Genomic DNA, 21,654 nt, shown 5'->3' on the forward strand with positions numbered 1-21,654 from the left:
CATCCGGGCCCGGTGGGGCGGGCCTTCAGGGGGAACAACGGGGTGCCGCGGTTACGACGGCACGGCCAGACTGCTGCCAGCGTCGATGGGTCGACAGTGCCGAAAGTTTCCGCGATGCGCCAGAGAGGACACGTGAGACTGTGTGTTCAGGATTCGGCCGCGGTTCAAGCTGCGGACGAAATGTTCGCGAGTCGTTAACGCGAAACGGCCGCTGCGATCTCCGCGGCCAAAGCGGCGGCGGCCCCCAGCGTCGGGTCGGTTTGCGACGGCGTGGCCGCCGGCAGCGGTCGCTGGCCGGCGAACCGGGCGCGGTCGACGACCGGGCGTGCGATGTCCACCTTCGTGGAGATCCGTGGACCGACGAGCACGTGCCGCGTACGCGGTTCGCGCGGTTGCGTGGACGCGAAGGCCACATCGGGTTCGACCCCTTGTTCCAGGGTCGCGCCGTTGACCCGGTACATCGCCGCGATCGTCATCTTGAGCTGGCCCATGCGCTTCGTGCCGGGTGAGGGCCAGCGATCCAGGTCGATGAGGCTCTGGATCGTGCCGCGGCCGTAGGTGGGCTCCCCCGCGATCACCGCGCGGCCGTGATCCTGGAGGGCCGCCGCGATCAGTTCGGCGCCCGAGGCGGTGCCGCGATCGACGAGCACGACCAGCGGGCCGTCCCACGCCGCGTCCACCTTGGCGACTTCGTTGGAGGTGCGCCCGCCCTGTTCGTGGATCAGCACCATCGTCCGCTTGCCGGCGAACGCCCCCGCCATGTCGATGCCTTCGCTCAGCGCGCCGCCGCCGTTGTTGCGCAGGTCCAACACGACCGCGTCGACGCCGGCCGCCTGCATCTCGCCGAGCAGGCGGTGGACGTCGCGCGAGGCGGACGCATAGTCCGGCTGCTTGCGGGCCCGCGCATCCCAGTCCACGTAGAGCGAGCCCGGACGCAGCACGCCGATGGTTTTCCCGTCGAGGTGCAGCGTCGATTGTTCGGTTTCATAACCGAGCGGGTTCGTCGGCGACTTCGCACGCCCGACATCGACGACCCGGATCAGCCCATCGGAATCCTGGAGGCGCATGCGCACTTTCGAACCTGCGGGGCCGCGCAGGCGTTCGATCGTCTTGTCCAACGGCTCGCCGAAGACATCGACGAACGCGCCGCCGGGGCCATCGGCGATTTCCAGCAAGCGATCGCCGCGCGCGATGCCCGCGAAGTGCGCGGCGCTGCCCGGAAGCGCCGATTCGACGCGCGTTTCCAGCCCATCGCTGCGCAGCACCAGGCCGATGCCCAGGTCGCTCCACTTGGATTGCTTCAACTCCGCCATGTCCGTGGCGCGCGGTGGCGGCATGAAGTCGGCATCGGGATCGACCGCGTTCGCGTACGCATCGATGAACCCTTCGATGATGTCGTCCGAGCCCAGTCCGCGGATGCGCGTGGCGGCTGCGTCGTAATAGCGGCGCAGCACATCGCGCACTTGTGCGTCCTGCTGCCCGGTCTTCCGCAGGTCGCGCACCTGGTGGCGCAGCTTGCGCGCCCACAGCACATCGAGCGCGGCCGCATCGGGCGCGCGCGGCGAATCGGCGGTGCGCGCGCTCCAGTCGTCGGCGGCCTTGTCCGCGATCGCGGCATCGATCCCGGACTTCGCCGCTTCGAGCCGTGCGATGGCGAGCGCCTTCATCGCATCAGCGAGCGACAACGCCGCGGCGAAGTCTTCCTTTTTCGCGACCTGCAGCAGTGCATCGCGCCGGTCCTGCAGCGGCGCGAGGTCGGCGGTGCTTGCGTACATCGCGTTCGGGTCGAACGTTTCGATCCACAGGTCGAACAGCCGTTGCGCGCGCCCCTCCTGCGGTCGCCCGGCGAAGTAGTCGAATCGGGTGTCGCTCACCAGGCCATGGACCATCCGGATCGCCATCCCCGGATCGAACGTCTTTTCTTCGGGCACCTGTGCGAGCGCCGCCGAACACGCGAGCACGAGCGACAGCGCGGAGACCGCGCCGAACCGATTCACCATGTTGTCCCCCTGGAGCGAACCGCTTACGCGGCGACGAAGCCGGCGTCGATGGCCTGGCGATCGGCATGGTACGACGAACGCACCAACGGGCCCGAGGCCACGTGGGTGAAGCCGAGCGACATGCCGAAAACTTCCAGCGCCTTGAATTCGTCCGGCGTCCAGTAGCGCAGCACCGGGTGGTGGTGCGGGCTGGGCTGGAGGTACTGGCCAATGGTGACCATGTCGACGTCGTGTGCGCGCAGGTCGCGCAACGTCGCTTGCACCTGTTCCATCGTTTCACCCAGGCCGAGCATGATCCCGGACTTGGTGGCGACGTTCGGATGCTGCGCCTTGAACTTCTTCAGCAGGGTGAGCGACCAGGCGTAGTCGGCGCCGGGGCGGACGTTCGAATAGAGGTCCGGCACCGTCTCGACGTTGTGGTTGAACACGTCCGGCGGATTGGTGGCGAGGATCTCCAGCGCACGGTCCATGCGGCCCTTGCCGCGGAAGTCGGGCGTGAGGATCTCGATCTTCGTGCGCGGGCTGTGGTGGCGCACGGCGCTGATGCAATCGACGAAGTGCTGGGCGCCGCCGTCGCGCAGATCGTCGCGATCCACCGAAGTGATGACGACGTACTTCAGGCCCATGTCGGCGATCGTCGTCGCCAGATGCAACGGCTCACCGGCGTCCGGCGGCTTCGGGCGGCCGTGGGCCACGTCGCAGAACGAGCAGCGGCGCGTGCAGACCTCACCGAGGATCATGAAGGTCGCGGTGCCGTGGCTGAAGCACTCGTGGATGTTCGGGCAGCTGGCTTCCTCGCACACCGTGACCAGGCGGTTCTCGCGCAGCTTGGCCTTGAGGTTGGCCACCGAGTTGCCCGACGGGATGCGCACGCGGATCCAGGACGGCTTGCGCAGCACCGGCGTGTCGGCGAACTGCACCGGCGAGCGCGCGATCTTGTCGCCCGCCACTTGCTTCACGCCCGGCACGAGCGATGGCGCGCTGTCGCCGACGATGGTCAGCGGGATGGCCTTGGACTCGGTTTCGCTCATGGGGTCGCTGCCGCGAATAGCTCAGGGGAGGCGGGCTGGAGCCGCAGGCCGAATTGTACGGCGAGGTGCTCCAGCAACCGGGGTTTGACGGCGTCGAGGTTGCCGGGGCCGCCGAGATCTTCCATCGCGACCACCTGCAGCCCCGCGTATCCGCAGGGATTGATGCGGTGGAAGGGTTCCAGGTCCATCGCGATGTTGAATGCGAGGCCGTGGAAGGTGCACCCGCGCCGGACGCGGATGCCCAGCGCGGCGACCTTGGCGTCGTTCACATAGACGCCCGGGGCGCCGTTGCGGCGCGCCGCCACGATGTTCCAGTCGCCAAGCGTGTCGATGACGGCCTGTTCGATGCGATCCACGTATTCGCGCACGCCCACCTTCAGCCGCTTCAGGTCGAGCAGCGGGTAGGCCACGATCTGGCCGGGGCCGTGGTAGGTGACCTGTCCGCCGCGATCGACGTGGATCACGGGGATATCGCCGGGCATCAGGACGTGTTCGGGCTTGCCGGCCTGGCCGAGGGTGAACACCGGATCGTGCTCGACCAGCCAGATCTCGTCGGGCGTGTCCTGCGTGCGCGCGTCGGTGAAGGCCTGCATCGCGCGCCACACCGGCTCGTAGGCCATGCGGCCCAGGTCGCGCACGTAGCTCACAGCGTCCACTTCACCTCGGGGTGCGCACGCAGGGCCGCGTGCGCGGCGTCGTACTGCTCGCGCGAATCGGCCTTGAAGGCGATGCGCACCGAGACGTACTTGCCGTTGGACGAGTGCTTCCAGCTCACCGATTCGTGCACGACGTCGATGCCCGCGGCCATCAACAGCTTCGGGAGCTCCGCCTGCAGGTCCTTGTCGGCCGCGCCCATGGCGGAGAGCTCGAAGGTGCCGGGGAACTGGAAGCCGTGGTCGGGGTTGTCGGACTTGATCTCCATCGGCGGATTATGGGTCCGCTCCCGGGCGAACCCAACCCTGTCCGGGAGCGTAACGATTTAATTATTTCGCGGGCATTCGGGGCGCCCAGCCCATAGGATCGGGCGCTCATCCGCAGCCTGCCGCCATGCGACACCGTCCCGAGCCTGCCGCCGCCCGCTACCGTTTCGGTGCGCGCGTGCTGGACCTGGCGCAACGCGAACTCCGCCTGGACGGCATCCCGCAGCCGTTGCCCGCGCGCGTCTTCGAGTGCCTGCAGACCCTCATCGAACACCGCGATCGCGCGGTGGGCCGAGACGAACTGGTGCGCGCGGTGTTCGGCCGTCCCGACGTGTCCGATGCGCAACTCGCGCAAGTCGTGCTGCGCGCGCGCCGCGCCATCGGCGACGACGGGCAGGAGCAGCGCGCGATCCGCACGGTGCCGCGGTTCGGCTTCCGCTGGGCGATGGACATCGAGGAAGTCGGCGAAGAAGTCGCGCCGGTGGAAGCGGCAGTTGTCGAACCGGAGATCGAAACGCCGACGCCGCCGCCCGTCGCCGCGAACGACGACGATGCGCCGAAACCGATCCGCGTCGTCGCCACGCGCGCGCCGCGTCGTCGCCGCTGGCCGTTCGCACTGGCCGCGGTCATCGCGTTGTGCGCGATCGCCTCCGTGTTCGCATGGCCGCAGTGGCGCGCGATGCATGCGGTCGCCAGCACGGCGCAATCGCGCGGGGCCATCGTCGTGCTGCCGATGCAGGTCGAAGGCGACGACTCGGCCGCCTGGGCGCGCCTGGGCATGATGGATTTCGTCGTCGACCGCCTGCGCCGCGCGAACCAACCGGTGTGGTCGAGCGAAGCGACGCTGGCGCTGTTGCGCACGCAGGGCGACACGCCCGACGCGCAACGCGTGCGGCGCGATTCGCCGGCCGCGTGGATCGTCGAATCCCGTGCGCGCAACGTGCGCCAGCGCTGGGACGTCGCGCTCACGGCGCTCGATGCGAAGGGCCGCACGATCACCGGCCGCGCGAATGCCGCCGACCTCGTCGGCGCGACGCGGCAGGCGACGGACCGCTTGCTCGCGGCCATCGGCGGGACCTCGCCGCGCGTCGCGCACGACGCGCCCGATTTCGAAGAACGCTTGCAACGCGCGCAATCGGCGTTGCTGGCGAACGACCCCGACACCGCGCGTCGCTTGCTGCACGATGCCCCGCTCGCGCAACGGCAGACGCCGCAACTGCAATATCGCCTCGCGCAAGTCGACTTCGCCGACGGCCGCCACGCCGACGGCCTGGCGAAGACCACGCACCTGCTGCGGCTGCCGGCGGTGCAAGGCGATGCCACGCTGCGCGCGCAACTCGAATCGCTGCAAGGCCGGTTGCTCATGCGTCTGGATCGCTACGCCGACGCCGAGCGCAGTTTCGATCGCGCGATCGCCGCATTCGTGCCGACGCCCAACGCCAGCGAACTCGGCCGCGCCCTCATCGGACGCGGCACCGCGCGGATGGCGCAAGGGCGTTTCGACGAGGCGCTGTCGGACCTGGGCAGCGCCCGCGTGCAATTGGTGCGCGCCGGCGATCGCCTGTCGGTGGCGAAGGTCGACGGCAACCTCGGCGTGCTGGAAATGCAGCGCGACCGCCCGCGCGAAGCGGCGCAAGCCTTCGAGAAGGCCGAACGCGACTTCAAGGCGCTCGATGCGACGGTGGAGTTGTCCGGCGTGCGCAACATGCTCGTCGCGATGCACCTGATGTTGTTGCAGCCGGAACAAGCCGTCGCGGTCAGCGACCGCGCCTGGGCCGTGCGCGAACGCTTGCGCGACCCCGCACACGTCGCCGACCTGGTCCTCGCTCGCGCCGAAACCCTCATCACCCTCGGCCGGCTCCAGGAAGCCGACGCACTGCTGCGCCTGCCGCAATCGCGCGCGTCCTCGCCCGGCGATTTCCACCGGCACGAATACCTGGAAATGGAACTCGCGCGGCAGCGCGGCGACGCGGCGGCGGTCGCGCGCATCGGGACGCAGGTCCTGCGCGATTGGCCCGCGCAACGCAACGGCCGCTTGCGCGCCTGGGTCGCCTGGCGGGCGCACGAAGCCGCACTCGACGCGGAGCTGCCGACGCCGCCGAACGCGAGCGCGCTCGACGCCGATGCATTGACGAAACAACTCGGCATCGCCGTACGCCACCGTCGGGAAGGCGACTTCAACGCCGCCGACACCGCGTACAAATCCGCCATCGCGATCGCCGAGGCCAGCGGCGTGCCGGGGATGATCGCCAACGCGGTGATCGCGCGCGCGCATTTCCTGCTCGCGCAGGACCGCGTCGACGAAGCCACCGCGCTCGTCGGCCGCGTGGCGCCGTGGGCCGACCGCGATTTCGAACTCGCCTTGTTGCAGGTGGCGCTCTATACGCACCTGCGACAGGCCGGCCAGCAGCAGGCCGCGCTCGCCCTTGCGCGCAGGTTGGCCGGGGAACGGCCGGTGATAACGCGCCTGTAAAGCGATCGTCACGTGTTTGGAATGGCGCGCGGCGGGGACGGTGACAGCGTCGGGGATTCACCCCGGCAGCGAGAACCACCCCGATGCACCGCACGAAGTTGTACGCCGCACTGCTGTTGATGATCGCCACGCCGCCCGCCGCGCTCGCGCAGCAGGCCGCACGACAGGACGTCGAAACCACTGGCACCACGCGCGACGATTGTCGCGTCGTCGAATCCGCCGAACCCGACGCCCAAGGCATCTATCGCGCAGTGCTGGAATGCACGCGTGCGCCGGCGGCGTCGGTCGGCAACGCGCCGCTTCCCGTCGCCGCGCTCAAGCCCCCGCCGGGCGAAGGCGGTGGCCCGACGCCGATCCCCGACGGCGACGGGCTCGATTACTACTCCTCCAACGGCACCAGCGACGGCACGGACATCACCCTCGCCGGCTGGGGTTCGGTGGCCGGCGGCCCGTACACCTCCGCACTCGGCAACCAGGCCGTCGCGTTCGGCTGGGGGTCGATGGCCAATGGCGAATGGACCGTCGCGCTCGGCTACGCCGCGCAGGCGATGACCTCGCGCGACATCGCCATCGGCCAGATGTCGGTCGCCTCGGGTAACGGCGCGGTCGCCATCGGCGGCGCGACGAACTGGGTCGCGGGCTGGCACAACACGCAGGCCACGGGCGCATTGGCCGTCGCGGTCGGCACCGGCTCGATCGCCTCGGGCAACTTCAGCACGGCGCTCGGCACCGGCGCGGTCGCCGATGGCGAGGATGCGGTGGCCGTCGGCGAAGCGGCGGTCGCGCGTGGCGAACAGGCCGTCGCGATGGGCCTGGCGAGCTACGCCTCCGGCATGGCCGCCACGGCGATCGGCGTTGGCGCGTCGGCGTCCGGCGAGAGCGGCACGTCGATCGGTTCGTTCTCCGAAACCCGCGGCAACTTCAGCAGCGCGATCGGCACGAGCGCGTTCGCACAGTGGGATTACGCCAACGCGTTCGGTTCGTTCGCCGAAGCCGATGGGTTCGCATCCACGGCGCTCGGCGTCGGCGCGGTGGCGCTCAGCGCCAACAGCACCGTGCTCGGCGGCGCCTACTTCGTCGGTGCGTCCGACGACGGCAGCGTGTGGGGTGGCGAACTGGTGCGCTCGATGGCCGACGGCCAGGGTGCGACCGCGGCCGGCGCAGGCGCGCAGGCGATGGCGGACCAGGCCACCGCGGTCGGCACGTTGAGCCAGGCCTTCGGCCTGGACAGCATGGCCCTGGGCGCGATGTCGCTCGCCGACAGCGATCAATCGACGGCTGTCGGCACCTACAGCAACGCACTCGGCACCGGTTCCACCGCGGTGGGCAACGGCGCGATGGCGCGCGGCGAATACGCGACGGCCAACGGCTACAACGCCGCCGCCATCGGCGACGACGCCACCGCGATGGGCAACGGCAGCGACGCCAGCGGCGCGGCGAGCACCGCGCTCGGTGCGCACGCGAGCGCGACGGCGGACAACGCGATCGCGCTCGGCGCCAATTCGGTCGCCGACCGCGCGGACAGCGTCTCGATCGGCAGCGACGGCTACGAGCGCCAGCTCACGCACGTCGCCGACGGCACCGAGGATTTCGATGCGGTGAACGTGCGCCAGCTGCGCGCGGCGGGCCTGGTCGATGTCGACGGCAACACGATGCACGCGGTGACCTACGACTCGATGGCGTCCGATCGCGTGAGCTTCGGCGGCTTCGGCGGCACGGTGTTGACCAACGTGCGTGCCGGCGCGATCAGCGCGACCAGCACCGATGCGGTCAACGGCGCGCAGTTGTACGCCTTCGGCCAGAGCTATCTCGACCAGCTGAGCGCGCTCGATTCGCGCGTGACCACCCTCGAGAACGCGACGCCGACGCCGGGCACCGGCGGTGGCGACGACAGCCATGTCGACGTCGACGGCGGCATGCCCGGCACCGACGACGCGCACGCGGCCACGGGCACGGGCGGCGTCGCGATCGGTTCGAACGCGAATGCGGCGAGCACCGGCAGCGTCGCCGTCGGTTCCGGCGCGACGGTCACGTCGAACGCGACCAACAGCGTCGCGATCGGCCAGGGCTCCGTCGCCGATCGTGCCAACACCGTGTCGATGGGCGCACAGGGCGAAGAACGCCAGGTGACGAACGTCGCCGCCGGCACGGCCGACACCGACGCGACCAACGTCGCGCAGATGAACGCCGCCGACGCACGCACGCTCAACGATGCACGCGCGTACACCGATGCACGCTTCGCCGATCTCGTCGCCGCGCCCATGCAGGCGATCGACGACCTGCGTAGCCAGGTCAACAAGCGATTCGACGACACCGACGAGCGCATCGACAAGATGGGCGCGATGAACGCCGCGATGCTCAACATGGCGACGAGCGCGGCCGGCGTGCACCAGGTCAATCGCGTCGGCGTGGGCGTCGGCTTCAGCGGCAACTCGCAGGCCTTGTCGATCGGCTATCAGCGCGCGATCGGCGACAAGGCGACGATCACCTTCGGTGGCGCGTTCAGCGACGACGAAGCGTCGGCCGGCGCCGGCATCGGCTTCGGCTGGTAATCCCTTCCCTGACTGGGGCCAGGGATCGGCCCCTTTTTTTCCGGAGTTCCCCAATGCGTATCCGTCTTTCCACCCTCGGTGCGTGCGCGCTCGCCACCGCCGTGTCCCTCTCCCTGATCGGCGTGCATGCGACCGCCGCCGGCGTCACCGTGCGCGTGCACGAAGCCACGCCGGCCCCGACCACGCAAGCACCGCAGAAGCGCTTCATCGTCCGCTATCGCACCGGCACGCTGCAGCGCGCGAGCACCACCGCCGCGCTCGACGCGGCGCGCGCCGCCGTCGTGCGTTCCGGCATCGGCGCGTCCCTCCCCGGCCTCACCGTGCGCCACGTGCGCCGCATGGGATCGGGGAGCGATGTCATCGCACTCTCGCGTTCGCTCGATGCCGCCGCGACCGCGTCGTTGCTCGGCGCGCTCGCCGCCGATCCCAACGTCGCGTCCGTCGTGCCCGACCGCCGCATGTACCACACCGGCATCGGCGCACCGTCGTTGATGCCGAACGATCCGATGAGCCAGCAATACCAGTGGCATTTCTACAACTCGGTCGGCGGCATCAAGGCGCCGGCGGCGTGGGACAGCGCGAACGGCGCGGGCGTCGTCGTCGCGGTGCTCGACACCGGCGTCACCGACCACCCCGACCTGGCGCCGAACCTGCTGCAGGGTTACGACTTCATCTCCGATGCCTTCGTTTCGCGCCGCGCAACCGACGAACGCGTGCCCGGCGCGCACGACTACGGCGACTGGAACGATGACTTCTCGCAGTGCGAGTTGAGCGACAGCAGCTTCCACGGCACGCACACGGCGGGCACGGTCGGCGAAGTGTCGAACAACGGTCTCGGCCTGGCCGGCGTGGCGCACGGCGCGAAGGTGTTGCCGGTGCGCGTGCTCGGCCGCTGCGGCGGCTACACCTCCGACATCGCCGACGGGATCATCTGGGCTTCGGGCGGCAACGTGCCCGGCGTGCCCGCGAACGCGAACCCCGCCGAAGTGATCAACATGAGCCTCGGCGGCCAGTTCGCGTGCGACGAGGTGTTGCAGGGCGCGATCGACACGGCGGTGGCCAACGGCACGACGGTCGTCGTCTCGGCGGGCAACAGCAATGCCAATGCCTCGCAGTTCTCGCCGGCGAGCTGCGCCAACGTCATCACCGTCGGCGCCTCGCGCGTCAACGGCGGCAAGGCGTTCTATTCGAACTTCGGCAAGACCGTCGACCTCTCCGCACCGGGCGGCGGCGGTGGCCAGGACGGCAATCCGAACGGTTACGTCTGGCAGACGCTCAACGACAGCGCGACCGCACCGGAACTCGGCAGCCCCGCGTACGGCGGCATGGCCGGCACGTCGATGTCCGCACCGCACGTCGCGGCCGTGGCCGCGCTCGTGCAGAGCAAGGCGCGCACACCGCTGACGCCCGCGCAGATGGAAGCGATGTTGAAGGCGACCGCGCGCCGCTTCCCCGTCGCGATCCCCGCCTCGCAACCGATGGGCGCCGGCATCCTCGATGCGAAGGCCGCGCTCGCCACCGTGTTGCCGCCGTGCCAGGGCCCGGACTGCGATTCCGCCGCGCGCCCGCTGCTCAACAAGACGCCGGCGAGGAACCTCGCGGGCGCGACGGGTGCGCAACTGTCGTACGTCATCGACGTGCCGGTCGGCGCGACCGGGCTGAGCTTCCTGTCGTACGGCGGCACGGGCGACGTCACGCTGCTCGTGCGCTACGGCGCGGTGCCGACGCCCACCGAGTACGACCTCGCCTCCGTGCACGCGGGCAACAACGAAACGATCCGCGTCCCCGTGACGCGCGGCGGCTTGTACTTCGTGAAGGTCGTCGGCGCGAAAGCGTTCGCCGGCGTGACCCTGGAAGCGCGCCACAACTGATCGACGCTGGGAGAGGCGGCCGACTCGCGCAGGACGCGCGACCGGCCACCGGCACGCCCGGCGGAACGTGCAGCTCCGCGTTCCGTCGGGCGTCGCTTTATGCACCTAACGACATTCATCAACAGGGGGAGTTTCGGATGAATTGGCAAACCACGACACGCGGCGTGCTGTGCATCGCCGCACTATCCATCCTCGCCGCATGCGGTGGCGGGAATGCGGGAAGTCCGCAGCCCAGGAAGAAATCCACGCCCGTCGCCGCCGCGCCGGCATGGTCGCGCCCGAGCATCCGCACGGGCGGCGGACACCAGAAGCAACCGGTCACCAACTTCGGATTCGTCGGGGAAGACTTCCCGAACCTGCGCGAATCGCGCACGGCCGCCAACTGCGACCCGGCCCATCCCGACAACGCGAACTTCGCGGCCAACGTCATCGACGTCGGGCCGACGCAGTCGCTCACCAACCTCACCCAGGTCGCATGGGAATCGCTGCCGGCGCACACGATGGTGCGCATCCATCCCAAGGCGACGCCGTACAACGAGCGCATCTTCATCGTCACCGGCGATATCAAGGTCTGCGGCATCCGCGACGCCAACGGCGCGCGCCCGAAGATCTCGGGCCTGAACGGGCGCGTGCGCAACAGCAGCGCGCTGCAAAGCCTGATCGGCACGCCGGCGCAGGAATACTCGACCGTCAATCGCGGCATCGTGGCTATCGCGCGCGACAGCGGCATCCGCAACATCGCCGTGGAGGGCCTGAACCTCACGGCCACGATGTCGCCGCCCTATTCCGGCGACGACCACGCGGCCAGCTACATCGGCATGGACAACCAGCCGCACCTGTACAACAACCACACCGGTTGCCTGTACGTCTCGCGCGCGCAGGACGTGACGATCCGCGACAACGAGTTCTCGTTCTGCCCGGTCGGCGTGTACGTCATCAGCCGCGGGCTCGACTACGGCGGCGACCACTACCTGACGCGCAATTTCATGCTGGAAGGGAACTTCTTCCACGACAACGGGCTGGTCGACGACTACAACGTGCACCAGGCCTACATCCAGGGCGTCAACTTCATCGTCCAGTACAACTACTTCGGCAACCCGATCCGCTGGGACATCGACAATAGCGGCACGATCGACACCGACGAGGCGTCGAACGGCAACGACCTGAAGATGCGCACCGTCGGCGAGCTGGTGCGTTACAACTATTTCGAGAATGGCGCGCACGCGATCGACCTGATCGACATCGAGGACTTCCGTCCTTCCGTTTTCCCGTGGCTCTTCGACCTGCTCGCCGACCAGCAGCCGGCCGTCGCCACGGCCGCGGCGCGCACGCAGATGCAGCGCGACTGGGCCAAGTACGACGCCGGCAGCTACATGTACGGGAACATCTTCCGCCGCGACGAGAAGGTGCACGAGCAGACGATGGGCGCCTCGATGGTGCACTTCGGTTCGGACAACAGCCCGATCGACGGCCGCCGCGGCACGCTGCGGTTCTACTTCAACACCATCGTCACCAGCCTGGACAAGCATTCCAGCTCGGGCGCGGCGACGTTGTTCAGCTGCTGCCTGGACAACGCCGACTCGTACGTCTACTACGACGGCAATCTCGTGCTGGATCCCAACCAGGTCGACTTCCGCATGGTCGTCGGCGGCAAGAATTACGGCGTGGTCCGTCGCCGCACGCCGAACGAGTTCTGGGGCCGCTACATCGCGGTCAACAACGCCGTGCAGGTGATGAGCGCGACCAACACGCTCGCCAACGCACAGCCCTTCCACTGGAACACGTACAAGGGCGAGCAGATCGAGCTGCGGCGCAACTTCGTCACCAGCAACTGGAACCAGCCCTTGTGGACGGGCTACCCGACGCCCGGTTACGGCGACAACGAAGTCGCGATCCCTGACTTCAGCTACCCCGGTGCGCACGATATGCACCACGTCACCGGTGCGGCGAACCTGCTGGTCGGCGGCCTCGCGCTCGACGTGCGCACCACTGCACCCCTGACGGGAAGCGCCGTTTGCAACCAGGCGGTCGCGTGGACGAACGACATTCCGTCGGCGGTGCGCCCGAACTACCAGGTCCGCCTGCAGGACAACGGCGCCGGCGGTTGGACGCCGGGCGTGCTCGTCGTCAGCGCACGCAGCGCGCACACGACGCTGGGGGCGAGCCAATGCAATTGATCTCGATCATGCGCAACGCGACCTTCATCGCTGCACTGATCGCCCTCGCCGCCTGTGGCGGCGGGGGCGGAGGTGCGCCAAAGCCGCAACGCACCGCCATCGCGCCGCGCGCACCGGTCACCGCGCCGGCGCCGCCGTGGTCGCGTCCCACGATCCGCACGGGCGGGCCCAATCGCGCGACCAACGTGCGTCGCACCGGCATCGGCGGCAATGGATACCTCGACTACGGTTGCATCAGCGATGCAACGCGGCCTGCGGGCTGGAGCAGTCTCTTCGTGCGCGCCGGCGCGGCGGGCAATGGCACGCGCGGGAATCCCTACGGCACGATCGGCCAGGCCATCGCGGCCGGCGGCGATGCGAAGACGGTGGTGTGCGTCGCGGCGGGCACGTACGTGGCGAACATCCACCTCGGGATGCGCCGGAACCACATCCTCGTCGGCGGGTTGAATGGCAACTTCACCGCGCGCGATCCCATCGCGTGGCGCACGACGACGATGCCCACGGACCTGGCGCGACCCGTCATCGACGCCGAAGCGCCGGTCGAACTCGTGATCGACGGTTTCGTCGTGACCGGCACGCACGCGCGCGGGATCCTGGCGACGACGTGGGACGCCAGCGAGCGCATCACGTTGCGCAACAACCACGTGCATCACAACGGGTGTTCGACGCCGACCGCGAGTTCGGATTGCGGCGGGATCGAAGTGGGTGGCGGGCGCACGGTCGCGGTGGAAATCGCGAACAATCTCGTCGAAGAGAACGGCGGCGGCCACCACGGCGGCGGCATCGACGTCGGCGGCGCGACCGAGAACCTCGGGTTCCTCGACCAAACGACCGGCGCCAACGATGGTTTCGGCACCGTCGTGACGATGACCGGGCTGGTGGCGAACGTGCACCACAACGTCATCCGCAACAACCGTCTGTACGAAGAATCGTTACCGCACGGCGCGGGCATGGCCATCGGGATGCACGGCGACGTGCACCACAACGTGTTCTTCGGCAACGACACGGTGAGCGACGGCGATCATTACGGCGTCGGCGCGGGCCTGATCGGGCAGCACGATCGTGGTGGCAGTGCGTCGGTGGCGTTGCTCGTGGTGCGCAACAACTGGTTCGAAGCCAACCGCACGACCAAGCTCGGGTCGGCGATCTTCCTGGACCAGTACACGGTGGGCTACGTCTACAACAACGTCGTCGTGCGCAACTTCGGCACGGGCGCGATCATCGTGGACGGCAACTGCGGGGATACGTGCGCAGGCCCGAACGGCAACCAGGGCCGCAATTTCGCGACCATCGTGAACAACACGGTCGCCGACAACGACGGCGCGGGCCTGGCGGTGCAGGACAGCACCGCGCACGTGTACTACAACGTGTTCTGGCGCAACCGCGATGCGGATGTCGACGGCGATATCGAATCGCTCAACGGTTCGCCGGGCGCCGACAACCGCATCCGCGGCGCGTACAACATCATCGACTTCGATCCGGCGCAATTTCCGTTGCTGACGAACTCGGTCAGTGGCGAGGCGATCCCGAACCTGCTGCGTTCGCTGGCGAACAAGGACTATCGCCTGACCGATCCGGACAACGCGCTGCAGCCGTATCGCTTCGACCAGGCATTCGTCCCGGCGATCGCGCTGCCGACGGCGTTGCAGCCTCCGGCCGACGATTACGACGATGTGCCGAGGCCCGACGGACAGGGGCGCTACTTGTACGGCGCGTACGGACGATAGCGCGTCAGTTCGTCGCCGCTTCCCCTTCGCCAGCCCGCGCTGCTCGCGCGGGCATTCCTGACGCCACGCGCCAGTGCCGCGCAAGCGGCGTCAGGAATCCCACCACATCATCAACTCATCCCACATGCGCTTGAAGAAGCCACCTTCTTCCACCGCATTGAGCGCGACGAGCGGGCGTTGCGCGACGACCTTGCCGTCGAGCGTGACTTTCACGCTGCCGATCTTCTGGCCTTTCGCGATGGGCGCGACGAGGGTCTTCGGAATGTCCATGCTGGGCTTGAGCTGCGCGTACTTGCCGCGCGGGGTGCTGACGAGCATCGGCGCGTCGACGCCGAGTTGCACTTCGTCGGCCGCGCCCTTCCACACCTTCTGCTTCGAGATCGCCTTGTTGGCCTCGTACAGGCGGTGCGTTTCGAAGAAGCGGAAGCCCCAGTTGAGCAGCGCCTGCGAATCCACGGCGCGCTGGTTTTCGCTCGTCGAGCCCATGACGACCGAGATCAGGCGCTGGTCGCCGCGCTTGGCCGAGGCCATCAGGCAGTAGCCGGCGCCGCTGTGGTGGCCGGTCTTGATGCCGTCGACCGACGGATCGCGCCACAACAGCAGGTTGCGGTTGCGCTGCGTGATCGGGCCGACGGTGTATTCCTTGATCTTGTTGTACGAATACGCTTCGGGGAAATCGCGGATCAATGCGCGGCCGAGCATCGCCAGATCGTGCGCGGTCGAGACGTGGCCCGGCTGCGACAGGCCGTGCGGGTTCTCGAAATGCGATTGCTTCATGCCGATGCGCTGCGCATAGGCGTTCATCAGCGAGGAGAATGCGTCTTCGCTGCCGGCGACGTGTTCGGCGAGCGCGATGGCCGCGTCGTTGCCCGACTGCACCACCATGCCCTTTTCCATCTCGACCAGCGGCGCGGTCTTGTTCACTTCGAAACCGCTGTAGCTGCCTTCGGTGCCCGCGCCGCCTTCGCGCCAGGCGTGCTCGCTCATCATCACCGGGTCGGTGCCCTTCACCTTGCCGGACTTCATTTCGGCGGCGACGACGTAGCTGGTCATCACCTTGGTGATGCTCGCCGGTTCGACCTGCATGTCGGCGTTGTCGCCCGCGAGGATCTGGCCCGTCGCGAAATCCATCAACACCCAGGCCTTGCCCTGGATCTGCGGCGGCGGCGGGACCGGCAACGAATCGCTCAGCGCGGCGGGCGCGGCGGGCGTCGCGACGGGGGCCGGCGTCTGCGCGAGCGCGAGGCCGATGGCGGACGTGGCGAGGGCCGCGAGCGTGAGGGCGGCAAGGGGACGGACGTTCATGGGCAAGGCGGCTCCGGGAATGCGAGCGGAAAGGGGAAAGACGGGGATTCTAGAGGTCCCGCGCGGACGCGGGCGTGGATTTCAATCGCGCACGACGTTCGGGCGTCCGAAACCGAGACCGGCGACGGTCGCGCTGAGTTCCGCGACGCGCTCGCTGGCGACGGGGCCGACGCGCAGGCGCCACACCTTCTGCCCGGAGGCATTGGCATCGAGCAGGCGTGCATCGCGAATGCCCGCGCCTTCCAGCATCGCCAGCGCGCGCTCTGCATTGGCGCGCGCGGCGAAGCTCGCGACCTGGAGCACGACGTCGTCGCCCTTCACCGCGGGCGCGGGTCTGGTTTCGTTCGAAGCGGCCGTATCGACGCGCGGCGGCGGCTTCACCGGTGCGACGGGCGTGTCGGCCTGGCGCTTGTCGGGCGTGCCCGACTTGCCGGTGGCGACGCGCACCTGGCGCTCCTTCATCCACTTGTCGAACTCGTCGGCCGTCATCGCCTTGCCGTCCTGGCGCATGTCGAAGCGCCAGGGGCCGGGCGGCGTGGGTTCGGGTTCGTTGCTCGCGGCTGCCGGTTTGCGTTCGCCCGCTTCGGCACCGGCGATCGGCAACGCGGCGACCATGCGGTCCATCGCGCTGGGCGCAACGGGCGGCGGCGCCGGATCGGGTGCGGCGACGCGCATGTCGGGGCCGCGATCGTCCACGGTCAGTGCGCGCACTTCCACGCGCGCGGTGCCGGCGGGGTACACGCCGAGTTTCACCGCCGCGGCGTAACTCAGGTCGATGACGCGTCCATCGTGGAAGGGACCGCGGTCGTTCACGCGCACGATCACCGACTTGCCGTTCGCCAGGTTGGTCACGCGCGCGAACGAGGGCAACGGCAGGGTCTTGTGCGCCGCGCTGAAGGCGTACATGTCGTACACCTCGAGCGACGAGGTGCGCCGGCCGTGGAATTTCTGGCCGTAGAACGAGGCCGTGCCGCTTTCGACGTAGCCCGACGGATCGTCGAGCACGTGGTACTGCTTGCCGAGCACGGTGTAGTCGCGGTTGCCGTACCGCGAACGCGGCTCGGGGACGACGTCGGGTTCGGGGATCAGGTGCACGTCGTCGATCGGCGGCGGCGCGCTGTCCTTCACGAGCGGCGCGTACAGGCCGCCGGCGGTGTAGTCGCCGCGCTTGGACGTGTCTTCCTGCGCGGGCGCGTACGGCGAACGGCGCTGCGCGCCCGATGCGCTCGCGGGCGCCCTGGAACCGCTCGTCGACGCGGACTGCGACGGGGGCGGCGACTTGCTCGGCGCACCGGAACATGCGGCGAGCAACACGCACACCACCGGCAGCGCGCGCTTCATGGAGGCGTGGCCTGCAGGGGCGTGGACGGCGTGGGCATGGACGTCACGGGCGCGACGGGCACGGTGGCCTGTTGCGTCTGTTGCGCGACCAGCGCATCGCGCCCGGCAATGGATTCGGCGAGCTGGTGCACGGCCGTGGCGTACAGACGCGAGGTGTTGTACTTCGTGATCGCGCGGAAGTTGCCGAACACCATCCAGTACTCGGTGCCGCCCGCGCCGTCGAAGCGCACGACCTGCGCGGGCGTCTTCGCGGCCAGCGGGATGTTGGTCGAATACCCCAGCGGCGCGAACATCTCGTAGGGCTGCATCACGTCGATGTCGGTGGCGCTGTAGTCGGCCGCCGACGAAGCGCGCAATGCCGGCGCCATCACCGGGCCGCCGCGCGTCCACCCGCCCTTCTTCTGGAAGTAGTTGGCGACCGATTCGGTGACGTCGTCGATGTTGTCGAACAGATCGCGCTTGCCGTCGTTGTTGCCGTCGACCGCGTACTGGCGGTAACTCGACGGCATGAACTGGCCCCAGCCCATCGCGCCGGCATAGCTGCCCTTGAGCTGCGTGATGTCCATGCCCGTTTCCTTGCCGAGCGCGAAGAACTGCCCCAGCTCGTCGCGGAAGAAGGCTTCGCGCTGGTTCTCGCGCGCGACCTTGGCCGGATCGCCGGTGCGCGGGTAGTTGAAGGCGAGCGTGTACAGCGCATCGATGACCGGATAGCTGCCCTTGTTGCCGCCGTAGCTGGTTTCCACGCCGATGATCGCGGTGATGATTTCCGCCGGCACGCCGAACCGCGCTTCAGCGCGCGCGAGTGCGTCGGCGTTCTTCGCCATGAACGCCTTGCCGCCGTCGATGCGGCCCTGCGTGATGAAGATCGGACGGTAATCGCGCCACGGCTTGGCCTCGGCCGGGCGCGACATCGCGGCGATGATGCCGTCGCGGATCTGCGCCTTGCCCAGGACCGACTCGATGTACGCCGGATCGATGTCGTACTTCGCGGCGGTCAGGCGCACGAAGTCCGCGCGCGCGGCGGTGATGTCGCGCATCTGCGGCGGGATCGGCGCGGCCGGCGTCGCGGGCGCGGGCGCCACGCGCGTGGCGGCGGGCGGCGGCGTCGTCTGCGGAGAAGGCGGGGCCTGGGTCGCGCACGCGGTCAGCGCGGCCAGCGGAATGAGCAGTGCTGCACGAAAATACGTCATCGCGCCGGAATGTAGCGCAGAAACAACACGATGCAAACCGGATCGAAGGGTGCGCTTCAGGTCGTGTGCCGTGGGCGATGCGCACCGACGGCCATCACCAGCCCCAATCCGGCGAGCAACGACACCGCCGAGGTGCCGCCGTAACTCAGGAGCGGCATCGGCACGCCGACCACGGGCAACATCCCCGAGATCATCCCGCCGTTGACGATCACGTACACGAAGAACGACAGGCCCAGCGCGCCCGCCAGCAGGCGCGAGTAGCCATCGCGCGCTTCGGCCGCGATCCACAGGCAGCGCCCGATCACGAACAGGTACAGCGCGAGCACCGTGGCCACGCCGATCCAGCCGAACTCCTCGCTGAGCACCGCGAAGATGAAGTCGGTCGTGTGTTCGGGCAGGTAGTCCAGGTGCGATTGCGAGCCCTGCCCCCACCCCTTGCCCGTCATGCCGCCCGCGCCGATGGCGATCTTCGACTGGATGATGTTCCAGCCGGCGCCGAGCGGATCGGATTCGGGGTTGAGGAAGGTCAGGATGCGTTCCTTCTGGTACTCGCGCAGCATGAAGAACCACGCGGCCGGCGCCACCGCCGCCACGCCCGCCGCCGCGGCGACGAACCACCACCACGACAGCCCCGCGAGGAACAGCGCGAACACGCCGCTGGAGGCCACCAGCATCCCGGTGCCGAAGTCCGGCTGCAGCAGGATCAACCCGAGCGGGATCGCGATCAGCGCGCCGGAGACCAGCACGACGCGGACGTTCGGCGGCAGCGGTTCGCGCTGCAGGAACCACGCGACCATCATCGGCAGGCTGAGCTTGATCACTTCCGACGGCTGGAAATAGAACACGCCGAGGTTGATCCAGTGGTTGCCGTGCTTGCCCTGCCCGATCGCGAGCACGAGCAGCAACGGCAGCAACGACACGCCGTACACCAGCGGCGACCAATGCCGCAGCCGCGTGGGCGGAATGCGCGAAAGGCCCCACATCGCCGCCAGGCCCACCGCGAAGCGCGCGCCCTGCGCGTAGACCAATCGCGGCGTTTCAGCGCCCGCGCTATACAGCACGGCCAGGCCGATGCCCATCAACGCGAGCAGCGCGCCGAGCAGCCACGAGTCGACCGTGCGCATGATGCGCGCGAACAGGTCGACGCCGATGCGCAGGATCGCGTTCATCGCGCGGGCGTGGGCACGGACGTGGCGGCCGCGGCGACCGGCACCTGCGTCGTCGGCTTCGCTTCGGGCTGCTTGCCGAGCAGGTACGCGTCGAAGATCTTGCGCGCGATGGGGCCGGCGGTGCTCGCGCCGAAGCCGCCGTGTTCGACGGCCACGGCGACCGCGATCGTCGGGTTGTCCGCGGGCGCATAGCCGACGAACAACGCCTGGTGGCGCAGGTGGAACGGCAACTGGTGCGGGTCGACGCTCGCGCCGCCGCGCCGGCTGATCTTCTGCGCGGTGCCCGTCTTGCCCGCCATGAGATACGGCGCGCCGCGCACGAGGCTGAAGCCCGTGCCGCCCGGCTGCATCGTCATCATCATCCCTTCCTGCACCGCGCGCAGGTTGTTCGGGTTGTCGGTGATGCGCGGCGCTTCGGGCTGCGGGATCGGCAGCCACGGTGTGTCGTAGCCGTCGCGGCGCGATGCGGCCAGGTGCGGACGCACCAGCCGCCCGCCATTCGCGATCGCGGCCACGCCGCGCGCGAGCTGCAGCGTCGTCGCCACCCAGTAGCCCTGCCCGATGCCTGCGATCACCGTTTCGCCGGGATACCAGCGTTCCTTCGACCGCGATGCCTTCCATTCCTGCGAAGGCACGATGCCGCCGTTCTCGCCGGACAGGTCGATGCCCGACGGCGCGCCGAAGCCGTACTTGTGCATGTAACCGGAGAACCGGTCGATGCCCATGTCGTAGGCGAGCTTGTAGTAGTAGAAGTTCACCGACGCGGCGATGGACTTGCGCAGGTCGGTCCAACCCGCGCCGCCGTGCGCGTCGCGATAGCCGCGGCGCTGGCCGGGAATGTGGAATTCGCCGGTGGAGAACACCGCGTCTTCCGGGCGGCGCAATCCGCTGTCGAGGCCCGCGAGCGCGATCAGCGGCTTCACCGTCGAACCGGGCGGCCCGCCGCCGAGCACGTTGCGGTTGAACAACGGGCGCGACGGGTCGTCCATCAACGCCTTGTAGTCGGTGTGCGAGATGCCGTTGACGAACAGGTTGGGGTCGTACGAGGGCAGGCTCACCATCGCGAGGATTTCGCCGGTGCGCGGGTCGATCGCGACCGCCGAGCCATCGTGGTCTTCGAACGCGGCGACCATCGCCTTCTGCAGATCGAGGTCGATCGACAGCTTGAGATCCGCGCCCGGCACCGCGGGCACCTGGCCGAGGCGCCGCAGCGCGCGGCCTTCGACGTTGGTCTCGATCTTCTCGTAGCCGACCTTGCCGCGCAGCGCTTCTTCGTAATAGCGCTCCAGGCCCGTCTTGCCGGTGTGCGTCAGCGCGGCGTCCACCTCGCCCATCTTCGCCAGGTCCGCCTGGTCGATGCGGCCGACGTACCCGATGATGTGCGCAAGCTCGGGGCCGTACAGATAGTGGCGATTGAGGTATGGCACGAGCTCGACGCCGGGGAAGCGCCAGCGGTCGACGGCGAAGCGCGCGGCTTCTTCTTCGCCCACGCGCATCTTCAGCGTGATCGGTCGCCAGCCGTGGCGGGCCTTGCGTTCGACCTCGAAGCGTTCGATGTCTTCCGGATCGAGCGCGACGATGCGCGAGAGGTTGGCGACGAGTTCCTTCGTGTCGCCCGCTTCGTCGGGCACGACGTCGAGCCGGAACGCGGGCACGTTCTCGGCGAGTACGCGGCCCTTGCGATCGAGGATCAGCCCGCGGCCGGGCACCACGGGGCGCGGCTTGATGCGGTTGGCTTCCGAGCGCGTCGCGTACTCGTCGTGTTCGAGGACCTGCAGGCGGAAGTACCAGCCGCCGAGGCCGAGCAGCGCGAGCGTCACCGCCCCGAACGCGATCAGCGCGCGGTTGCGGAACTGCATCGCCTCGGCGAATGCGTTCTTCAGCTGGCGGCGGCGCAT

General features: G+C 68.9%; 12 protein-coding genes and 2 pseudogenes. 5 read left to right on the forward strand and 9 right to left on the reverse strand.

All coding sequences use genetic code 11. The features are described 5' to 3' along the window. Positions 1-194: 194 nt before the first annotated feature. Genes LF41_RS14775 through LF41_RS14790 form a run of 4 tightly spaced genes read right to left on the reverse strand, consistent with a single transcriptional unit; the run spans position 195 to position 3,953 of the window. Complete coding sequence (locus tag LF41_RS14775) at positions 195-2,000, reverse strand: S41 family peptidase (protein WP_036171372.1); 1,806 nt, start codon at positions 1,998-2,000, stop codon at positions 195-197. A 23-nt stretch (positions 2,001-2,023) separates the two neighbouring features. Continuing rightward, positions 2,024-3,031: a lipoyl synthase gene (gene lipA, locus LF41_RS14780; protein WP_036171375.1), complete on the reverse strand. Its 1,008-nt coding sequence runs from the start codon at positions 3,029-3,031 to the stop codon at positions 2,024-2,026. Then, positions 3,028-3,687, reverse strand: a complete 660-nt coding sequence (lipB, locus tag LF41_RS14785; RefSeq protein WP_052116497.1) for a lipoyl(octanoyl) transferase LipB — start codon at positions 3,685-3,687, stop codon at positions 3,028-3,030. Before lipB ends, lipA begins: the two co-directional genes overlap by 4 nt. Beyond that, positions 3,675-3,953, reverse strand: a complete 279-nt coding sequence (locus LF41_RS14790) for a DUF493 family protein (protein ID WP_036171377.1) — start codon at positions 3,951-3,953, stop codon at positions 3,675-3,677. The genes lipB and LF41_RS14790 overlap by 13 nt, the downstream gene beginning before the upstream one ends. A 125-nt stretch (positions 3,954-4,078) precedes the next feature. Here LF41_RS14790 and LF41_RS14795 point away from each other — a divergent pair, with 125 nt between their 5' ends. From LF41_RS14795 to LF41_RS14815, 5 genes are all read left to right on the forward strand, one after another. Then, complete coding sequence (locus LF41_RS14795) at positions 4,079-6,424, forward strand: winged helix-turn-helix domain-containing protein (protein WP_036171380.1); 2,346 nt, start codon at positions 4,079-4,081, stop codon at positions 6,422-6,424. Between the two features lie 83 nt (positions 6,425-6,507). Then, positions 6,508-8,976, forward strand: coding sequence for a YadA-like family protein (locus tag LF41_RS14800; RefSeq protein WP_052116498.1), 2,469 nt, complete (start codon positions 6,508-6,510; stop codon positions 8,974-8,976). 53 nt (positions 8,977-9,029) lie between these two features. Beyond that, positions 9,030-10,847 (forward strand): S8 family peptidase, encoded by a 1,818-nt coding sequence (locus LF41_RS14805; RefSeq protein ID WP_036171382.1) that lies wholly within the window; start codon positions 9,030-9,032, stop codon positions 10,845-10,847. A 137-nt stretch (positions 10,848-10,984) separates the two neighbouring features. Further along, positions 10,985-13,024, forward strand: a complete 2,040-nt coding sequence (locus LF41_RS14810) for a hypothetical protein (RefSeq protein ID WP_036171388.1) — start codon at positions 10,985-10,987, stop codon at positions 13,022-13,024. Further along, entirely contained in the window at positions 13,015-14,751 is a 1,737-nt protein-coding gene (locus LF41_RS14815; RefSeq protein WP_152600045.1) for a hypothetical protein, read from the forward strand. Before LF41_RS14810 ends, LF41_RS14815 begins: the two co-directional genes overlap by 10 nt. A 90-nt stretch (positions 14,752-14,841) precedes the next feature. Here LF41_RS14815 and LF41_RS14820 read toward each other — a convergent pair whose 3' ends face one another. The 5 genes and pseudogenes from LF41_RS14820 to mrdA form a co-directional block, all read right to left on the reverse strand. Further along, a complete protein-coding gene (locus tag LF41_RS14820) occupies positions 14,842-16,056 on the reverse strand; it encodes a D-alanyl-D-alanine carboxypeptidase family protein (protein WP_036171393.1) in 1,215 nt (404 codons plus the stop codon). Positions 16,057-16,137: 81 nt separating this feature from the next. After that, positions 16,138-17,397, reverse strand: coding sequence for a septal ring lytic transglycosylase RlpA family protein (locus LF41_RS14825; RefSeq protein WP_036171396.1), 1,260 nt, complete (start codon positions 17,395-17,397; stop codon positions 16,138-16,140). A gap of 83 nt (positions 17,398-17,480) precedes the next feature. Beyond that, positions 17,481-18,587: pseudogene (gene mltB, locus LF41_RS14830) on the reverse strand (lytic murein transglycosylase B); the annotation flags it as partial. 56 nt (positions 18,588-18,643) lie between these two features. Further along, positions 18,644-19,756, reverse strand: coding sequence for a rod shape-determining protein RodA (gene rodA, locus LF41_RS14835; RefSeq protein WP_036171399.1), 1,113 nt, complete (start codon positions 19,754-19,756; stop codon positions 18,644-18,646). A gap of 65 nt (positions 19,757-19,821) precedes the next feature. Next, a pseudogene (gene mrdA / locus LF41_RS14840) lies at positions 19,822-21,654 on the reverse strand (penicillin-binding protein 2); the annotation flags it as partial.

The sequence above is a fragment of the Lysobacter dokdonensis DS-58 genome, from assembly GCF_000770795.1.
Classification (GTDB): Bacteria; Pseudomonadota; Gammaproteobacteria; order Xanthomonadales; family Xanthomonadaceae; genus Noviluteimonas; species Noviluteimonas dokdonensis.